15 protein-coding genes and 1 riboswitch are annotated in these 16,861 nt (G+C 39.1%); of the genes, 1 reads left to right on the top strand and 14 read right to left on the bottom strand.

Annotation, left to right across the window (positions count from 1 at the left end):
- Positions 1-16: 16 nt before the first annotated feature.
- From BUR11_RS07340 to BUR11_RS07280, 13 genes are all read right to left on the bottom strand, one after another.
- Entirely contained in the window at positions 17-1,069 is a 1,053-nt protein-coding gene (locus tag BUR11_RS07340; protein ID WP_074224152.1) for a homoserine O-acetyltransferase family protein, read from the bottom strand.
- A gap of 6 nt (positions 1,070-1,075) precedes the next feature.
- Positions 1,076-2,377, bottom strand: a complete 1,302-nt coding sequence (locus tag BUR11_RS07335) for an O-acetylhomoserine aminocarboxypropyltransferase/cysteine synthase family protein (protein WP_074224150.1) — start codon at positions 2,375-2,377, stop codon at positions 1,076-1,078.
- A gap of 188 nt (positions 2,378-2,565) precedes the next feature.
- Positions 2,566-2,674: riboswitch (SAM riboswitch) on the bottom strand.
- 87 nt (positions 2,675-2,761) lie between these two features.
- Positions 2,762-3,415 carry a carbonate dehydratase gene (can, locus tag BUR11_RS07330; protein ID WP_074224149.1) on the bottom strand — a complete coding sequence of 218 codons (654 nt, stop codon included), beginning with the start codon at positions 3,413-3,415 and terminating at the stop codon, positions 2,762-2,764.
- The gene (locus tag BUR11_RS07325; RefSeq protein ID WP_074224148.1) at positions 3,412-4,947 is read right to left on the bottom strand and encodes a SulP family inorganic anion transporter; all 1,536 of its coding nucleotides are present in this window, start codon (positions 4,945-4,947) and stop codon (positions 3,412-3,414) included. Before BUR11_RS07325 ends, can begins: the two co-directional genes overlap by 4 nt.
- 109 nt (positions 4,948-5,056) lie before the next feature.
- Complete coding sequence (gene argH / locus BUR11_RS07320) at positions 5,057-6,391, bottom strand: argininosuccinate lyase (RefSeq protein WP_074224147.1); 1,335 nt, start codon at positions 6,389-6,391, stop codon at positions 5,057-5,059.
- A gap of 9 nt (positions 6,392-6,400) precedes the next feature.
- Positions 6,401-7,483, bottom strand: a complete 1,083-nt coding sequence (locus tag BUR11_RS07315; protein WP_074224145.1) for a M20 family metallo-hydrolase — start codon at positions 7,481-7,483, stop codon at positions 6,401-6,403.
- 15 nt (positions 7,484-7,498) lie between these two features.
- Complete coding sequence (gene argB / locus BUR11_RS07310) at positions 7,499-8,299, bottom strand: acetylglutamate kinase (RefSeq protein WP_074224144.1); 801 nt, start codon at positions 8,297-8,299, stop codon at positions 7,499-7,501.
- Positions 8,300-8,331: 32 nt separating this feature from the next.
- Positions 8,332-9,294, bottom strand: coding sequence for a Rossmann-fold NAD(P)-binding domain-containing protein (locus BUR11_RS07305; protein ID WP_234982117.1), 963 nt, complete (start codon positions 9,292-9,294; stop codon positions 8,332-8,334).
- Complete coding sequence (locus tag BUR11_RS07300; protein WP_074224143.1) at positions 9,295-10,443, bottom strand: aspartate aminotransferase family protein; 1,149 nt, start codon at positions 10,441-10,443, stop codon at positions 9,295-9,297.
- Between the two features lie 47 nt (positions 10,444-10,490).
- Positions 10,491-11,459, bottom strand: a complete 969-nt coding sequence (gene argC / locus BUR11_RS07295) for an N-acetyl-gamma-glutamyl-phosphate reductase (RefSeq protein WP_074224142.1) — start codon at positions 11,457-11,459, stop codon at positions 10,491-10,493.
- Complete coding sequence (locus BUR11_RS07290) at positions 11,452-12,645, bottom strand: argininosuccinate synthase (RefSeq protein WP_074224141.1); 1,194 nt, start codon at positions 12,643-12,645, stop codon at positions 11,452-11,454. The genes argC and BUR11_RS07290 overlap by 8 nt, the downstream gene beginning before the upstream one ends.
- Positions 12,646-12,680: 35 nt before the next feature.
- Positions 12,681-13,361, bottom strand: coding sequence for a GNAT family N-acetyltransferase (locus BUR11_RS07285; protein WP_074224140.1), 681 nt, complete (start codon positions 13,359-13,361; stop codon positions 12,681-12,683).
- 373 nt (positions 13,362-13,734) lie between these two features.
- The gene (locus BUR11_RS07280; RefSeq protein WP_074224139.1) at positions 13,735-14,988 is read right to left on the bottom strand and encodes an aminotransferase class V-fold PLP-dependent enzyme; all 1,254 of its coding nucleotides are present in this window, start codon (positions 14,986-14,988) and stop codon (positions 13,735-13,737) included.
- Between the two features lie 228 nt (positions 14,989-15,216).
- Here BUR11_RS07280 and BUR11_RS07270 point away from each other — a divergent pair, with 228 nt between their 5' ends.
- On the top strand, positions 15,217-15,924 hold the full coding sequence (locus tag BUR11_RS07270) for a DsbA family oxidoreductase (RefSeq protein ID WP_074224137.1): 708 nt from the start codon (positions 15,217-15,219) through the stop codon (positions 15,922-15,924).
- Positions 15,925-15,936: 12 nt separating this feature from the next.
- Here the strand turns inward: BUR11_RS07270 and BUR11_RS07265 are convergent, their stop codons facing one another.
- Positions 15,937-16,851, bottom strand: a complete 915-nt coding sequence (locus tag BUR11_RS07265) for an SMP-30/gluconolactonase/LRE family protein (RefSeq protein WP_074224136.1) — start codon at positions 16,849-16,851, stop codon at positions 15,937-15,939.
- Between the last annotated feature and the right edge of the window lie 10 nt (positions 16,852-16,861).

The raw sequence follows: 16,861 nt of genomic DNA, 5'->3' as shown, positions 1-16,861 counted from the left end.
CGGTGAAATCACCGCCTTATTTATTTTCCAGATAAAATGATTGTAAGAAATAGGAGAGTTGTTCGAATTCAATCAAGAAGGCATCATGTCCTGCGGTAGAATTAATTTCCTTGTAAGTCCCTTTTTTCGCATGTTGGGAAATCAACCTGGATTCTTCAGGCAAAAACAGTAAGTCTGAATTTACTCCAATTGCCAAAATTCTTGCTTGAATTTCACTGAGAGCTTTTTGATGACCACCTCTTTTCCTCCCAAGATCATGACTATCCATGGTTTTACTCAAAATCCAGTAGGATAAGGCGTTAAATCTTTTGGTGATCTTATTGCCTTGATACCTCACATAGGAAGAGGCTCTGAACCCATCGAGTTTTTCCTCCGTATCCAGCTGTTTATTCTGGAAATCATCCGGATGTCTATAACTCAACATGGCCACGGCTCTTGCAGCTTCCAAACCTTTGATTCCCGCATCCTCCTTTTTATCCCCCCATGATTGGTCTGCCTCTATTGCCATTCTTTGCGCCTCATTCAAACCGATTACCCAAGGGCTACTTTTTGAAGTGGATGCAAGTATTACGGCATTTGAAAGCCTTTTCCCCAACAAATAGGCCCATTCCAATCCAACTTGTCCACCTAAAGACCCTCCGATAAGAGTATGGATTTTTTCAATGGATAAATGCACTCTCAACCGCTCTAGACTAGCAGCCAAATCACGTGTAGTCAATTCGGGGAAATCGTAATAAAAAGTGTTTCCAGTAGCTGGATTTACACTTAGTGGACTAGTAGAACCATAACAAGAGCCTAATAAATTAGCGCAGATGATGAAATGTCTGGATGGGTCAAAGAATTTGTCTTCACCTATCAACCCATTCCACCAGTCTGCGGCATTGGAATCTCCCGTCAAGGCATGAATGACCCAGATTACATTTGAACCATCTTCATTTAATTCCCCATACGTAGTATAGCTCAAATCAAACTCCGTGAGGATTTCACCTGATTCTAGTTCTAAAGGGGTACTCGAATGGAACAATTCCTGGGACATGGTAATCGTTGCGAATTGACTTTTTAAATTCATTAATACTTATAATTTTTCAAATGCTTGTTGCAAATCTGCCTTGATATCATCAATGTGCTCGATACCAACAGAAACTCGCAATTGGGTAGGGGTGACACCTGCTGCCAATTGTTCCTCATCGGATAATTGTTGGTGAGTAGTAGCAGAAGGTTGAATAATTAAGGTTTTGGCATCCCCCACATTGGCAAGGTGTGATACCAGTTCAAGACTATTGATAAAAGTGGAAGCTTCCTCTTTTTCCCCTTTTATTTCAAAGCTTAATACTCCACCAAATCCATTTCTTAAATATTTTTTAGCCAAAGCATGGTAAGGAGAAGAAGGGAGACCAGGGTAGTTCACCTTTTGAACTTTTGGATGAGCTTCAAGCCAGGTAGCCAAGGCCAGGGCATTGTCTACAGTTCTTTGAACTCTTAAAGAAAGTGTTTCAATTCCCTGAAGCAGTAAGAAGGAGTTGAAAGGAGAAATAGCCGGCCCAAAATCTCGAAGTCCCTCTACTCTTGCGCGTATTGCAAAGGCAATGTTAGGAAGGCCCAGTGGATTATTTTCTCCAAATACTTCCCAGAAGTTCAATCCATGGTATCCTTCTGAAGGCTCGGAAAACTGTGGGTATTTTCCATTCCCCCAATTGTAATTTCCGGCATCAATGATAATCCCTCCGATCGAAGTACCATGCCCCCCAATCCACTTGGTGGCAGAGGAGGTGACGATACTTGCTCCGTGCTTAATAGGTTGGAATAAATAACCACCTGCACCAAATGTATTATCTACTACCAAAGGAATGTCATGCTTCTTTGCCAAAGCAGAAATGGAATCGAAATCAGGAATATTAAATTCTGGGTTTCCAATGGTTTCCAGGTAAATGGCTTTCGTTTTCTCATCAATAAGAGATTCAAAAGAAGCCGCATCATTTCCTTTGGCAAATCTTGCATCTATGCCTATTCTTTTAAAAGCGACCTTAAACTGATTGTAAGTACCTCCATATAAAAATGAAGTAGAAACAAAATTGTCCCCCGCACTCATGATATTATTTAAAGCCAAAAACTGCGCTGCTTGACCTGAAGCAGTCGCTACGGCCGCCACTCCTCCTTCAAGGGCCGCCATCCTGTTTTCAAACACCTCTGTAGTAGGATTCATGATCCTGGTATAGATGTTTCCGAATTCTTTTAATCCAAATAGATTAGCGCCATGCTCCGCACTATTAAACACATAGGAAGTGGTTTGATAAATTGGGACTGCCCTGGCATTGGTAGCTGTATCAGGCTGGTGACCAGCATGTAGTTGAAGGGTTTCAAATTTTAAGTTTGACATAGTTATTAGGGATTTAATGAAAAGATAGGGTAGTGGGTACCCTTAAATATTAAAAGATTGATACAAAATGGGGAATGCGACAAAACCGCCCCTTGAGAGCAAAGGATGTTCTTATTCCAAAAACGGAAATTAAAAACTGCTAGTACCGATAAAGGGAAGAGATTAAATCCAACGTTCATGCCGCAAAGAATTTATAGTTCCATTCGAGACCTTCTCAAATGGCAGGAATTGGCACCTTGGACTTTCCAGGTTGCCAGAGGGTCAATGAGCCTGTCTCTCGCCTCTTCTTTATAAATCCTAGCACTTAAAAAGTGAAGGATGATGCAAATAAATAGCCCTTATTTTGATTTTCAAAACAAAATCTGTTTTTGGGACTAAATATTTCTAAAAGATCTTATCTAACTGATTCGGGTCGTATCTAAAAATTGGATGAATATTTTCAAAATCAGGCTCAATTTTTATCAATTCAGATACCTTCCCATTATCTATTCCGTACACCCAACCAAAAATGTGAGGAGCCTTCCTTGTCTTCCATGCTTTTTGGATAATGGATGTTTTAATGAGATCCTGGCATTGTTCAATGACATTGTACTCTACAAGTTTATTCACTCTACTTTCCTCATCTTCTATAGCATCCAATTCTTGGCTATAGGTTTTATAAACCTCTTTGATATTGCGAAGCCACTTATTGATTAAACCAAGATGATTATGCCCTAGCGCAGCACTTACCCCACCACAGCCGTAATGTCCACAAACGATGATGTATTCCACTTCCAATACTTCTACTGCATATTGTAATACACTTAACAAATTCAAGTCAGTGTGAACCACCATATTGGCAATATTCCTATGTACAAAAATCTCTCCCGGGTCTGTCCCTGTGATCTCATTTGCAGGAACACGGCTATCTGAACATCCAATCCATAAGAATTTTGGCTTTTGCTGCTTTGACAATCGCTCAAAGAATGAGCCGTCAGTTTCAGTCATTTCTTCTGACCATGCCTTATTTTGAAGTAATAGTTTTTCGTAAGGGTTCATACAGTTTTGGTTAATTTATAACGGAAGCCTTCCGTGGTAACTTCAATATTTTTATCCATGGAGGTCAGAATAAAATCATTCAATACCTCTTGAATGTCATGATCTATGAAACGGGCTTTCTCCGCATTGATAATAACCTGACAACCATTAGGGATTTTGGAAAGCTCTTTCATCAGAGGAGCTTTATTCAAAAAGCTTACATCTTTTTGTAATTGCACTAAATAGTTGCCATTTAATTCTGTGAATCTGATAGATTTTTGGAAGTTGGTCTTGATAACAAAGAATAATCCAAAAGCCATTCCTATTCCAATTCCAATTAATAAATCTGTAAATAAAATGGCTAATACCGTCACTACGAATGGGATAAATTGAGACCATCCTTTTTCATATACTGAAACAAAAATGGCAGGTTTGGCGAGTTTATATCCCACTAAAAATAGAATGGCAGCTAAGCAGCTTAAGGGGATTTGATTCAATACTCCAGGGATTGCCAATATCAAAACCATGAGTAAGATCCCATGAAAAACAGCAGACATTTTTGTTTTTGCGCCACTGGAAATATTTGCGGTACTTCTGACAATAACAGCAGTTACAGGAAGTCCACCAATTAATCCAGATATAGAATTTCCTATTCCTTGAGCCACCAGTTCTCTGGAGGAAGGTGTAATTCTTTTTTGTGGATCCATCTTATCTGCAGCATCCACACTCAACAAGGTCTCAATAGAACCAATCACTGCTAAGGTGACTGCGATTACCCAAAAGGAACTATCCATTATTAAAGAAAAATCAGGGAAAGTGATAAGGTTTCCTAACTCACCGAAATTTGATACGGTAGGAATGGTCACTAAATGTTCTCCATCCAAAATCCACTCTGGCTTCCAAAAAGAATAACTCGCATTAATCAAAATTCCGGAAACCACAGCCCATAGGGCGCCTGGTACCAATCCAAGGATTCGATGGTTCTTAATCTGAGGTTGCTCAAATGCAATCAATATCCCCAACGCTACAAGCACAATAACAATTGCTCCTGGGCTATTGAATTCAAATGCGTACCATATTTCTGAAAACGTGTTGTGATTATCACTTTGTAAAAAAGCCTCATCACCCATGGTATCTTTATCATAGCCCAAAGCATGAGGAATCTGTTTTAAAATCAATATTAATCCAATGGCTGTCAGCATTCCTTTAATGACAGAATGTGGGAAATAATATCCCAACACCCCAGCTTTGGCTAAGCCTAAACCTAGTTGAATGAAACCTGCAAAAACCAAACAAGCTAAAAAGAGGGGGAAAGTTCCTAATGAGGAAATAGAGTCTAATACGACCACTGTTAATCCAGCAGCAGGCCCACTTACACTGACATGAGAACCTGAAATTGATCCCACTACTATTCCTCCCACAATCCCAGCAATCAAACCGGACATAGGAGGGGCCCCACTTGCAATGGCAATTCCCAGACAAAGAGGCAGGGCAACTAAAAATACAACTAGGCTAGACTTTAGATCATATTTAAGATTTTCTCCAAAAAGCATAAGATAAATTAACAATTGTCTAAAATTCAACTCTAGGTATACGTAAAACCCAGTCTAAAGTATCAATATTATACAATATTATTCGGCTTTTTCGAATTAATAAAGAAGATTAACTCAGTAAATCCTCAAATGATTGATCTATTTTACTAAAGTTAAACCCTTCAACAGCACGATCCATTTTTGCTTGAATTTCGGTCAAACATAGATTCCCAATACTACCTTCATGGGTATGTGAAATTTTACTTTGGTCTGGAGAAAAATTATCTGATTCAATATCCAAGCCTACTTGCTTATATGCATCTCTAAAGGGTATACCATTCAAAACCAACTCGTTCACCACTTCCACAGAAAACACGTGCTTATAAAAAGGATCTTGAAGAATTTCTTCTTTGATTTTAATGGATTTCAACATAAAAGAGCACATTTCCAAACAATCTTTCATCGTTTCAATTGCTGGAAAAATTTCTTCTTTCAACAATTGCAAATCCCGATGATACCCTGTTGTGGTATTCGTCAATAATAGATTGATTGTATTTGGAACAGCTTGAACCTGATTGGTTTTGGCCCGCATCAACTCAAATACATCTGGATTCTTCTTATGAGGCATGATGCTACTTCCCGTAGTCAATTCATCCGGAAATGAAATAAACCCAAAGTGCTGGTTCATAAACAAACAGATATCACTTGCCAATTTATTCAAGGTACCTGCCAATCCTGCAAGACCAAAAGCAATGGTTCTTTCCGTTTTTCCCCTGCTGTTTTGTGCATTGATTACATTATGATGGAGATCGGCAAAACCTAATAATGAAGTGGTATAAGTTCGGTCAAGAGGGAAGCTTGATCCGTAACCAGCAGCGGAACCCAAAGGATTCTTATTCGCTAAATCAAAGGAAGCCTGAAGTAATCCCATGTCTTCGGTAATGCTTTCAGCAAAGGATCCAAACCATAAACCAAAGGAAGAAGGCATGGCTAATTGCGTATGCGTATACCCTGGCATTAAATCTTTTTTATGTTTTTCAGAAAGCTGAAGCAATAAATCAAAAAGAGTGGTAGCTTCTTCCACTAAACTTCGAATTGCAGCTCGGTAATATAACTTCAAATCCACCAACACTTGGTCATTTCTGCTTCTTCCGCTGTGTAGTTTCTTTCCTACTTCACCATAGCGCTCCGTAAGCAGGAATTCTACCTGAGAATGAACATCCTCTACTCCGGGAGCAATGGTAAATTGACCTTTCTCAATTTCAAAATAGATTTCTTTCAATCCTTTTTGAAGGATTTCATTATCCTCTTTAGTCAATAGGCCCACTTTAGTTAACATATGAGCATGTGCCATAGACCCCAACACATCAAAAGGAGCCAAAATAATGTCAAATTCAGGATCTCTTCCAATGGTAAAGTTTTCTACTTCTTTTTTATTTCCTGCTTCTTTCTGCCAAAGTTTCATAGTGTATTATTAGAGGGCGCTCTTAACTGATTTTGAGTAGGATTCCAGGATAGCGATGTACTTGGAAATCCCATTTTGAATTTCGTTCAAATAAATAAATTCATCTGCTGTATGTGATCTAGCAGAATCTCCGGGACCAATTTTTACAGATGGATAGGGAATCAAGGCTTGATCCGAAAGGGTAGGACTACCATAGGTTTTGATCCCCATATCCTTTGCGATGTCCAATATCAGGTGACCTTCCGGTACATGAGAGGATTGAAGCCTCAACGATCTAGGTTTTAAATCACAATTCAAATTGGAAGCCAATTCATCTAATGCTTCTTCCAGGGTATATGCGTCAGTTACCCGAACATCCAAAGTGAATTCACAAAGATCCGGTACCACATTATGTTGTTTTCCTGCCTGGATTACCGTAGCCGATACTTTTGTTTTGCCCAGGAAAGGAGAGACTTTTTTGAATTGAAAATCCCGGATTTTAATCAAATCATCCAAAGCCAAATACAGGGCGTTCTCTCCTTCTTCCCGTGCTGCATGGCCTGCCTTTCCATGGGACCTTGCATCAATTACCATCAATCCCTTTTCGGCGACTGCCATATCCAATAGGGTAGGTTCACCTACAATAGCCAGCTCACAAGCCGGCAACTGATTGATGATTGATGCAATCCCATTGGGACCAGAAATTTCCTCTTCAGCTGAAGCTATAATGATCAGATTAAAGGGTAAATCCTTGCCATAAAAATAGCAAAAAGCAGCAATCAGGCTGACTAAAGGACCACCAGCATCATTACTTCCTAAGCCAAACAGTTTACCATCTTTTTCAACTGGAGCAAAGGGATCCAATGTATATCCAGCGTTGGGTTTTACCGTATCATGATGGCTATTCAACCAAATCGTTGGAAGTTCAGGATGAAATGCATTGGCAAATGCCCAAAGATTGTTTCCTGATCTTTCAAAAGGTATAGACCTATTTGAAAAAAAACGACCTAGAATTGCTGCCGTATCATTTTCCTCCTTTGAATAAGATGGTGTGGAGATCAGTTCTTTTAATAACTGAACAGCATCTTCAAACAGTAATTTAAATTCTTTCACGATGTGGTAATTCGATCAATACAAATCGTATCGATGGCGTTCGATGGTAGTTCCAGAAAGTTTCCCCTTTGTAGCCAATAACAGATTTTCGGCTTTTCCAATCCAAACATGATTGACCCCTTTCATTAAAGCTTCAAATGCATTATCCAATTTTGGAATCATTCCGGAATGGATTACATTTTCTTTTTTCAGTTCCTGGTAGATGTCCTCATTGATGAGAGGAATGATTGAATTTTCATTTTTCTCATCTATTAAAACACCGCTTTTATTGAAGCAGAAATACAAATTCACTTGATGCTCAGCTGCTAATGAGGTAGCTAGGGCAGAGGCAATGCTATCTGCATTCGTATTGAGAAGCTGACCTTTTTGATCATGAGTAATTGCGTTAACCACAGGAAGAAGACCTCCTTGTAATAAATGATCAATGAGCTTGGTGTTCACTTCTTTGATATCTCCCACAAATCCATAATCAATTTCTTTGACAGGTCTTTTGATGGATCGAATCAAATTACCATCCGCGCCTGTCATTCCAATCGCATTGACTTTCACGGCCTGAAGCTTGGCTACGATTTGTTTATTAATCAAACCTGCATAGACCATCGTAACTACGTCTAACGTATCCTTATCGGTGATTCTTCTACCATCTACCATCTCGGGCATCACTCCAAGGGATTCTCCAAATCGGGATGCCATTACGCCACCTCCGTGCACCAAAATTTTATGCCCGGGGAATTTTGAAAAAAGGGCCAGAAATTCATCTAATTTTTCAGGAAAGTCGATGACATTACCACCGATTTTAATAATACTGATTTTCATAGGTCGAGGCTTTTATAAAAGGGCAAATAGGCTTAAATCAAATGGCTGATCACTGATTGAGCAGCATAAATTCTATTTTCAGCTTGTTTTTGGACAAGGGATCTAGGTCCATCCAAAATTTCATCTGACAATTCAACATTTCTTCTAACTGGAAGACAATGCATTACTTTCGCGTTTGGCGCATTCTTAAGATGCTTTTCCGTTAACATCCAAGAATGGTCTGTGGTTATTATTTTGCCATAATCATTAAAGCCCGACCAGTTTTTAACATACACAAAATCAGCATCTTCCAATGCTTTACTTTGATTATATTCTATCTTGGCACCAGTTGTAAACTTCTCATCCAACTCATAACCTTGTGGATGGGTGATAGTCAAATCATGCTCCATTCCCAAGGTCCATTCAGCAAAACTGTTCGCCACAGCATGGGGAATCGCTTTGATATGCGGAGCCCAGGTAAGTACGACTTTTGGTTTCTTGATTTCTTTGGAATGCTCCTGAATGGTAATCTGATCTGCTAGGCTTTGTAATGGATGGCGAATGGCAGATTCCAAGCTGATCACTGGAACGCCTGAGTATTTAACAAATTGGCTAAACACGAAATCACTCATATCTTCCTCTTTATTAGTCAGGGAAGGGAAAGCTCTGATAGCCAAAATATCAAAGAAAGTACCCAGTACTCCTGCAGCATCCTTGATGTGCTCTACTGTTCCTTTATTCATGACTGCTCCTTCTTTCATTTCCAATGCCCATCCTTCTTTATCCATATTCAATACAATGGGTTCCACTCCTAAATTAGAAGCAGCCAGTTGGGTAGACACTCTGGTACGAAGGGAAGGATTAAGGAAAATACAACCTATCCTTTTTCCCATTCCTTTATGGATATGTATTCTTGGATCGGCTTTATATAGGAGTGCTTGGTCAATTAATTGCTGACCAATTTCCTTTGATTCAAATTTTCTAAATTGTTGAATGAGGGGTGAACTAGAGTCCATTTACTTAAGAATAGGGGATTGTGCGAGAACTTCCTTTAATGCTGTTATAAACGAATTTAGCTGATTCCATTCGATATTTAAAGGAGGAAGTAATCTAATGGTATTTTTTGTGGCTGCACTTCCAGTGAACATGTGATACTTTTTGACTAATTCAGATCTAACAGAGGCTGCTTCTCTATCTAAGTCAATACCGATCATCAGACCATGACCACGAACTTCAACTATTCCAGGGATTTCCTGAAGGGCTTCTTTGAGCTGCGCACCTAAGTCAGCAGATTTCTGGATCAAGTCTTCCTGCTCCAACACTTCGACCACTCCTAATCCGGCAGCACAAGCCAAATGATTGCCACCGAAGGTTGTTCCCAGTAATCCATAACTGGCCTTAAATTCAGGGGAAATTAGAATTCCACCTATCGGAAAACCATTTCCCATGCCTTTGGCCATACTGATGATATCTGGCTTGATGTCTTTTACCCATTGATGGGCAAAGAACTTCCCTGTTCTACCAAAACCAGATTGCACCTCATCCAAAATCAGTTTGACCCCAAAATCCTTCGCAATATGGGCTAATCCGGTCAAAAACTCTGGGGAAGGAACTTGAATACCTCCCACACCTTGAATCCCTTCAATGATTATCCCTGCGATATTGCCTTCTTTGACTCTTAATTCCACCGCTTGCAAATCTCCCCAAGGAAGAATCTGAAAATCCTCTCTGGCATTGCAAGGCGCAATGATTTTAGGATTGTCTGTTAATGCAACTGCTGCAGAGGTTCTTCCATGGAAACCACCTGAAAATGCGATAAACCCTGATTTTCCTGTTTCAAAAGAGGCCAATTTAATGGCATTTTCATTTGCCTCAGCACCAGAATTACAAAGGAATAAACTGTATTCAGGATATCCTGAAATGTTTCCTAGTTTTTCAGCGTACTCTTTTTGAATAGGGATTTGAACAGAATTGGAATAAAAGGCAATTGTATTCAATTGATCTTCTATCCTTTTTACATAGTGTGGATGGGTATGACCGATGGAAATCACAGCGTGACCTCCATACAAGTCTAAATATTCTTGACCTTGATCATCCCAAAGCTTTGCGCCTAGAGCCTTGACCGGAGTGACCGGGATCAAAGGGTATACATCAAATAAATTCATGTTGAACAGTAGTAAAGAAATAAATGAGTAGGAACAAATTCCATTTTTTAAAAAGCGATACTTTTCAGGTTTAAACCTGTTTTTTCATCTAATCCAAAAGCCAAGTTGAAATTTTGTACTGCTTGACCAGAAGCCCCCTTCAACAAGTTGTCAATAGCAGAATAAATCACTAATTGACCCGCCTCTTTTTGAACATAGATGATGCACTTATTGGTATTTACAGCTTGTTTCATATCTATATCCTGATCGGAAACATGCGTAAACGCAGCATTTTTATAAAAATCCTGGTACACTTTTCTAGCTTCTTCTTCCGATCCGTTAAAAGGTAAATAGGTAGTTACCCAAATCCCTCTCGGAAAATTCCCACGGTAAGGAACAAAAAGCAAATCTGCATCAAAACCAGAATTCAGTTGATTAAAAGTCTGCCTTATTTCTTTCAAGTGCTGGTGAGTAAATAATTTGTACACCGACATATTGGAAGATCTGTAGCTGAAGTGGGAAGTCTCAGCCAATTTTTTTCCGGCACCTGTACTACCTGTGACACCAGTTATATGAACCGTATCAGTAGCCCAGCCTGCAGCAATCGCAGGAGCCAAAGCCAATTGGATTCCTGTGGCAAAACAACCTGGATTTGCGATTCTTTTAGCCTTTTTGATGTTAGCTGAATTTACTTCAGGAAGACCGTAAATAAAGCCATTGGACTCATCTCTGAAATCAGTAGATAAATCAATGATTACCGTTTCTTCAGGAAAAGGATTTTCCTCTAAGAAAGATTTGGTCTGCCCATGGGGAAGACCAAGAAATACAGCTTGAATTCCATAGGTATCCACTTCATCCGTAAATACCAATTCACAATCCCCGATTAAATCAGGATGAACTTCCGTGACTTTTTTTCCTTTTTGGCTATTACTGTGCACATACACCAATTCGCAGGCTGGATGATTTACCAGGATACGCAACAATTCTCCTCCGGTATATCCTGCAGCGCCTATGATGGCTGTTTTTATCTTATTCATGTTCTCCGTTTACCTTGTGGAAGATGGCAGTTTGATTCCCTAATATTCTGGTAAATCCTTTTACATCATCAGCAGTATATCCTTTATTCATTTCCCCATAGCTTCCAAATTTATTGGACATCAAATCATGGTCAGAGATAATTCCCAATAGGGTAAATCGATAAGGTTGAAGTAATACTCTAACTGTGCCTGAAACATATTCCTGCGTGCTTTGTAGGAATGCCTCCAAATTTCTCATCACTGGATCCAGGTAATGGCCTTCATGAAGGTGATTTCCATAAAATTCCGCCTGTTGGTTTTTCCAGAACATTTGCCACTTGGTAAGCGTGTGCTTTTCTAACAATTGGTGTCCTTTGATAATGACCAAAGGAGCAGCTGCTTCAAATCCTACTCTTCCTTTAATTCCGATAATGGTATCACCTACGTGAATATCTCTACCGATTCCGTAGGGAGCCGCCAATGTCTGAACCTCAAGAATGGCATCTGTTGCATGCTCGTAAGTCTTGTTATTGACACCAACTAATTCACCTTTTTCAAAGGTTAAAGTAATTTCTTTGGCTTCTGTTTCGGTTACTTGTGTTGGCCAAGCAGATTCAGGTAAATAATCTGAGGAGGTTAAGGTTTCTTTACCTCCCACTGAAGTTCCCCAAATACCTTTATTGATGGAATATGCTGCTTTTTCAAAGTTCATGGAAACGCCATGCATTTTCAGATAATCAATCTCTTCCTGTCTACTTAATTTCAGGTCACGGATAGGAGTAATGATTTCAATATCCGGAACAATGGTTTGAAAGATCATATCAAATCGTACCTGATCATTTCCGGCGCCAGTGGATCCATGTGCTACAGATTTAGCACCGATTGATTTGGCATATTCTGCTAAAGATTTAGCCTGAAGGATTCTTTCAGCCGATACAGATAGGGGATAGGTTTGATTTTTTAAGACATTCCCAAAAATTAAATACTTAATAACTTCTTGGTAATACGTTTCTACCACATCCAACACCTTAAAAGAAGCAATGCCCAGACTTCCAGCCCTTTCTTCAATAGTTTTCAATTCTTCAGTTGAAAATCCGCCTGTATTAACTAATACGGCATGAACTTCATACCCTAACTCTTTGGATAGGTGAAGGGCACAAAAGGTGGTGTCTAATCCACCACTGTAGGCTAAAACAATTTTTTTCATCAGTTTTTAATTAGGCAATTGGTCTGGTAATTTTATTAAAAGATGCTGAACACAGAAGCTTTGGACTTATTGATTTTCAACATCACATATTTTTTTAATCTAACCCATCGGTCAAACAATTTGATCTCTTTCTTGAAATCCTTTCTTAAAGCGAGTTCTTCTACATGGTTTTTTTTCGCTTCAGGATCATACAACATGGCGGTACAAAGGCAATTTTGACGATTTTTACTCATCAAAATCTCATAATTGACACAACTTTGACATCCTTTCCAAAATTCATTGTCATCCGTCAAATCGGCATAGGAAACTGGAATATAGCCCAAACCTGAGTTGATTTTCATAACTGCTGCACCCGTAGTCAATCCGAAAATCTTGGAGTCAGGATATTTCTTTCTACTTAATTTGAAAATTTCTTGCTTGATCATTCTAGCAAGTCCGTATTTTCTAAATTCCGGAGCTACAATTAGACCTGAATTGGCAACATATTTTCCATGCCCCCAAGCTTCTATATAGCAGAATCCAGCCCAGGTTCCATCTTGGGTTAACGCAATGACTGCCTTCCCCTCATCCATTTTTGTTTCGATGTATGCTGGGCTTCTTTTAGCGATACCTGTACCACGAGCTTTCGCAGAATTTTCCATCTCATCAGTGATGATGGTTGCGTATTTTTTGTGGTATGGCTCAGCCATTATGATTTTAAATGATATATTTTCCATGTTTGAATGCATGAAGGATATCCCGAAAAGATTCGGGGAAATTAGTAGAACAGGAAGAATTAGGCGAATATGTTCTCCACGTAGGAAAACGAAGTGTAACAAAAAGGGTTAAACCCTAAAAAAGAACCTATACCTCCTCAAAGGAGTGAAAAATAACATAACAGGCTTCACTATTGCTACAGGAAGTGCATGTATGAAAGCTGGCGCTATGTGTGAAAGGGTGTTCATTCGATTCGGGGAGCAAATTTGGACTCTTTGAAAACTAATTGCAAGTAATTCTTTATTTTTTTTAAGGTTCATTGCAAAAGTTTTGCCATAACACTCATATCCACCAATAATTCCTGTTTGGGAGTTTTAACCAAATAAAATTCCGTTATGCATTTCCTGACATTTCTTTAATAGCTTTCACAAACTGATCCATGTCATTTTCAGAAGTGTACACATTTGGGGATATTCTACATCCACGCACACCTGAACCATTAATACCCACTGTATAAATCTTATATTTATCCATTAAAATCTTGGCCATATCTGCAGGTTCCACTGCATCTATGCCCACATTCCCGATCCCACAAGACCTTTGGGGTTCCTTTGGAGTATTGACATTGACCCCTGGCAAATCCCTGACCTGATCTGACCAATATTTTTGAATATACCTTAAGCGCTCTTCTTTTCGCTTGCTGCCCATCTTATTGTGAAAATCAATGGCATCAAGAACCGCCAAATCAGTAGAAACTGCGTGGGTACCTGTATGATTTAAATTCAAGAGGGTCTTTTGATCTAATTCGTAAGGAGCAAGCAAAGGTCTTATCTGCTGGCTTTTCCCTTTTTTAACATAAAGCATCCCACAACCTAGGGGTACACTTAGCCATTTATGTAGGCTAGAGCCATAATAGTCACAATTCAATTCTGAAATATTGAAATCAAAATGACCTACCGCATGCGCCCCGTCCAGCATAATTTCGACTCCATGGCTATGGGCCATATCCGCAATTTTTCGAACAGGAAGAATATGTCCTGTGATATTCACGATATGAGGCACCATCATTAATTTCGTTTTCGGAGTAATGGCTTTTTCGTAAACATCTACTATTTCTTCATCATTCTCAGGATGCATGGGAATGTCGATACGTTTTACTTTGATTCCGTATCTTCTTTCGGCCAGTTCAAACATATTCAGCAAACTGCCATAATCCTGATTGGAAACAATGGCTTCGTCTCCTTTTTTCCAGGGATATCCAGAAATAATCAAATCAATTGATTCTGTAGTATTCCTAGTCAAAACCACCTCTTCAGGACCAGCCCCGATTAATTCCGCAACTTTGGCGGCAGACTTAGCTTTATTATCCCATTGAACAGTTCTCATATAGCTAGAGGCATGGTAATTTACATCCCTCAAATGCTGAATATACTTTTCCAGTGTTTCCTCTGGTAAGAAACAATAATATCCATTTTCTAAATTGACATAGTCTGGCTTCAACTTATAGGCCGCACGAATCTGATCCCAAATATCAGGCGCATTAAAATCTAGCTCATAAATGCTTTTAGCTTTCGCTTTTGAGTTAAAAAGGGAACTTGAACTAAAGCCTAATAGGGCTAGTGATTTAATAAAGGATCTTTTATTCATGGGGAGGAGATTCTTAAAGAATGTAAGATACAATCCATACGATTAAAAGGAAAATTGCCATCCACATGATCCAAGGGGATTTTTTTGGAAATTCAAATTGACAGATCGGACAAACTTTCGCATTTACATCAACTTCCATTGCGCAGGAAGGGCATTCTTTGGTTTTCAATGTGCTCAGTGAACTCTTTTGTTTAAAATTCTATTTGAACATAAGTAAATTAAAATCTTATGAAAATTGAAATTTGGTCTGATGTAGTTTGTCCATTTTGCTACATCGGAAAAAGAAAACTGGAAAAAGCCCTAGCTAAATTTCCTCATAAAAACCAGGTGAAGATCGAATGGAAGAGTTTCCAATTGAATCCAGATCAAGTGACAGATCCATCCTTAAATTCCTTAGAATATCTTTCCAAATCTAAAGGTTGGTCAATGCCACAAACCCTTCAGATTACTTCACAAGTGGTAGAAATGGCTAAATCAGAGGGATTGGAATTCAACATGGAACAAACAGTGGTGGCCAATACAAAAAATGCCCATCGACTGATTCACTTTGCGGAAGTTGCTGGAAAAGGGGCTGACATGAAGGAGCGGTTATTGAACGCTTATTTTACACAAGGAGAAAATGTGGATGATTTCGAAACCTTACAGAATTTAGGTACGGAAGTGGGATTGGATGCCGGAGAAATCAAAGCAATGCTTGAGTCCGATAAGTTTCATGAAGAAGTTGAAAAGGATATCTATGAGTCCAGACTAATAGGGGTTCAAGGTGTTCCTTTCTTTGTTTTGGATAGGAAGTTTGGTATATCCGGTGCACAAGCAGATCAGGTATTTGACCAAACGTTAGAAAAAGCTTGGGCCGATTTTATAAAAGAAAACCCTGAACTACAATTTGTTCAGGGCTCAGATGAAAATTCTTGTGAACTAGATGGGGATTGTTAATCCCCATTTTTTTTACCAAACTCCTCTGGTTTTCATTTGAAGTGTATATACCGCATCCATGGCAGTAATAAATAGCGTCTTTCTATCCAATGCTCCAAAAACTACATTGGCTGTCCATTTAGCGGGTACAGGGATATGAGCAATTTGATCTCCATTCCTATTGAATACGGTTACCCCATCTCCGGTCAAGTACAAATTCCCTTTAAAATCAATGGTCATCCCATCAGAGCCTTTTTCACAGAAAAGGGTTTTATTCGTAAGATATCCATCTTCCCGGATTTCATATTTGTAGGTTTTGTTGGCTCCGATATCGGATACAAATAAGTATTTGCCGTCAGGTGTCCCTACAATTCCATTGGGTTTAACCAAATCATCCGTTACTTGGAAAAACTCCGACCGGTCTTCAGAAACAAAATATACATGCTGACCATCTTGTTCCATTTCTGGACTTCGATTACCTTCCCAATATTCTCTAGGATAAAGCGGGTCAGTAAAGAACAACCCACCTTTTGGACGAACCCAAAGGTCGTTTGGTCCATTTAATTTATTTCCTTTAAACCCTGATAAAATTACCTCTTCATTTCCATCCTGATCTATTGACCAAAGTTCATTTTTTTCATCAGCACAGGTAATCAAGGTATTATTCAGTAAGAAATACATTCCATTTGACCGACCTGCGTTTTCCTTAAAAAGGGTGATTTCATTGCTGCCGGCAGACCATTTATAAATCTTATTATTGGGTTGATCAGTGAAAAAGATATCTCCCATTCGGTTTACTGCAGGGCCTTCTGTAAAGGTAAAACCATCCTTCACTTTTACTAATTCAGCATTTCTTGCTACTACACCACCTCTATCTTCAATTTGGGCCAATAAAGTATTGGAGGCTAAAAGCGCGGCAAAAATGAGCGTGTGTTTGATTGGATTCATAAAGTTTAGT

The organism is Algoriphagus halophilus, assembly GCF_900129785.1.
In the GTDB taxonomy this organism is placed as follows: domain Bacteria; phylum Bacteroidota; class Bacteroidia; order Cytophagales; family Cyclobacteriaceae; genus Algoriphagus; species Algoriphagus halophilus.
The sequence above is the reverse complement of the archived record's forward strand: the minus strand, read 5'-3'. Positions and strand labels throughout refer to the sequence as shown.

Coding starts and splice junctions, on each gene's coding strand:
- BUR11_RS07280 (WP_074224139.1), bottom strand. CDS start 14,988: ATGAATAAAAGATCCTTTATTAAATCACTAGCCCTATTAGGCTTTAGT.
- BUR11_RS07340 (WP_074224152.1), bottom strand. CDS start 1,069: ATGAATTTAAAAAGTCAATTCGCAACGATTACCATGTCCCAGGAATTG.
- BUR11_RS07300 (WP_074224143.1), bottom strand. CDS start 10,443: ATGAATTTATTTGATGTATACCCTTTGATCCCGGTCACTCCGGTCAAG.
- argH (WP_074224147.1), bottom strand. CDS start 6,391: ATGAAACTTTGGCAGAAAGAAGCAGGAAATAAAAAAGAAGTAGAAAAC.
- argB (WP_074224144.1), bottom strand. CDS start 8,299: ATGAAAATCAGTATTATTAAAATCGGTGGTAATGTCATCGACTTTCCT.
- can (WP_074224149.1), bottom strand. CDS start 3,415: ATGAACCCTTACGAAAAACTATTACTTCAAAATAAGGCATGGTCAGAA.
- BUR11_RS07335 (WP_074224150.1), bottom strand. CDS start 2,377: ATGTCAAACTTAAAATTTGAAACCCTTCAACTACATGCTGGTCACCAG.
- BUR11_RS07285 (WP_074224140.1), bottom strand. CDS start 13,361: ATGGAAAATATATCATTTAAAATCATAATGGCTGAGCCATACCACAAA.
- BUR11_RS07305 (WP_234982117.1), bottom strand. CDS start 9,294: ATGGACTCTAGTTCACCCCTCATTCAACAATTTAGAAAATTTGAATCA.
- BUR11_RS07265 (WP_074224136.1), bottom strand. CDS start 16,851: ATGAATCCAATCAAACACACGCTCATTTTTGCCGCGCTTTTAGCCTCC.
- BUR11_RS07290 (WP_074224141.1), bottom strand. CDS start 12,645: ATGAAAAAAATTGTTTTAGCCTACAGTGGTGGATTAGACACCACCTTT.
- argC (WP_074224142.1), bottom strand. CDS start 11,459: ATGAATAAGATAAAAACAGCCATCATAGGCGCTGCAGGATATACCGGA.
- BUR11_RS07325 (WP_074224148.1), bottom strand. CDS start 4,947: ATGCTTTTTGGAGAAAATCTTAAATATGATCTAAAGTCTAGCCTAGTT.
- BUR11_RS07270 (WP_074224137.1), top strand. CDS start 15,217: ATGAAAATTGAAATTTGGTCTGATGTAGTTTGTCCATTTTGCTACATC.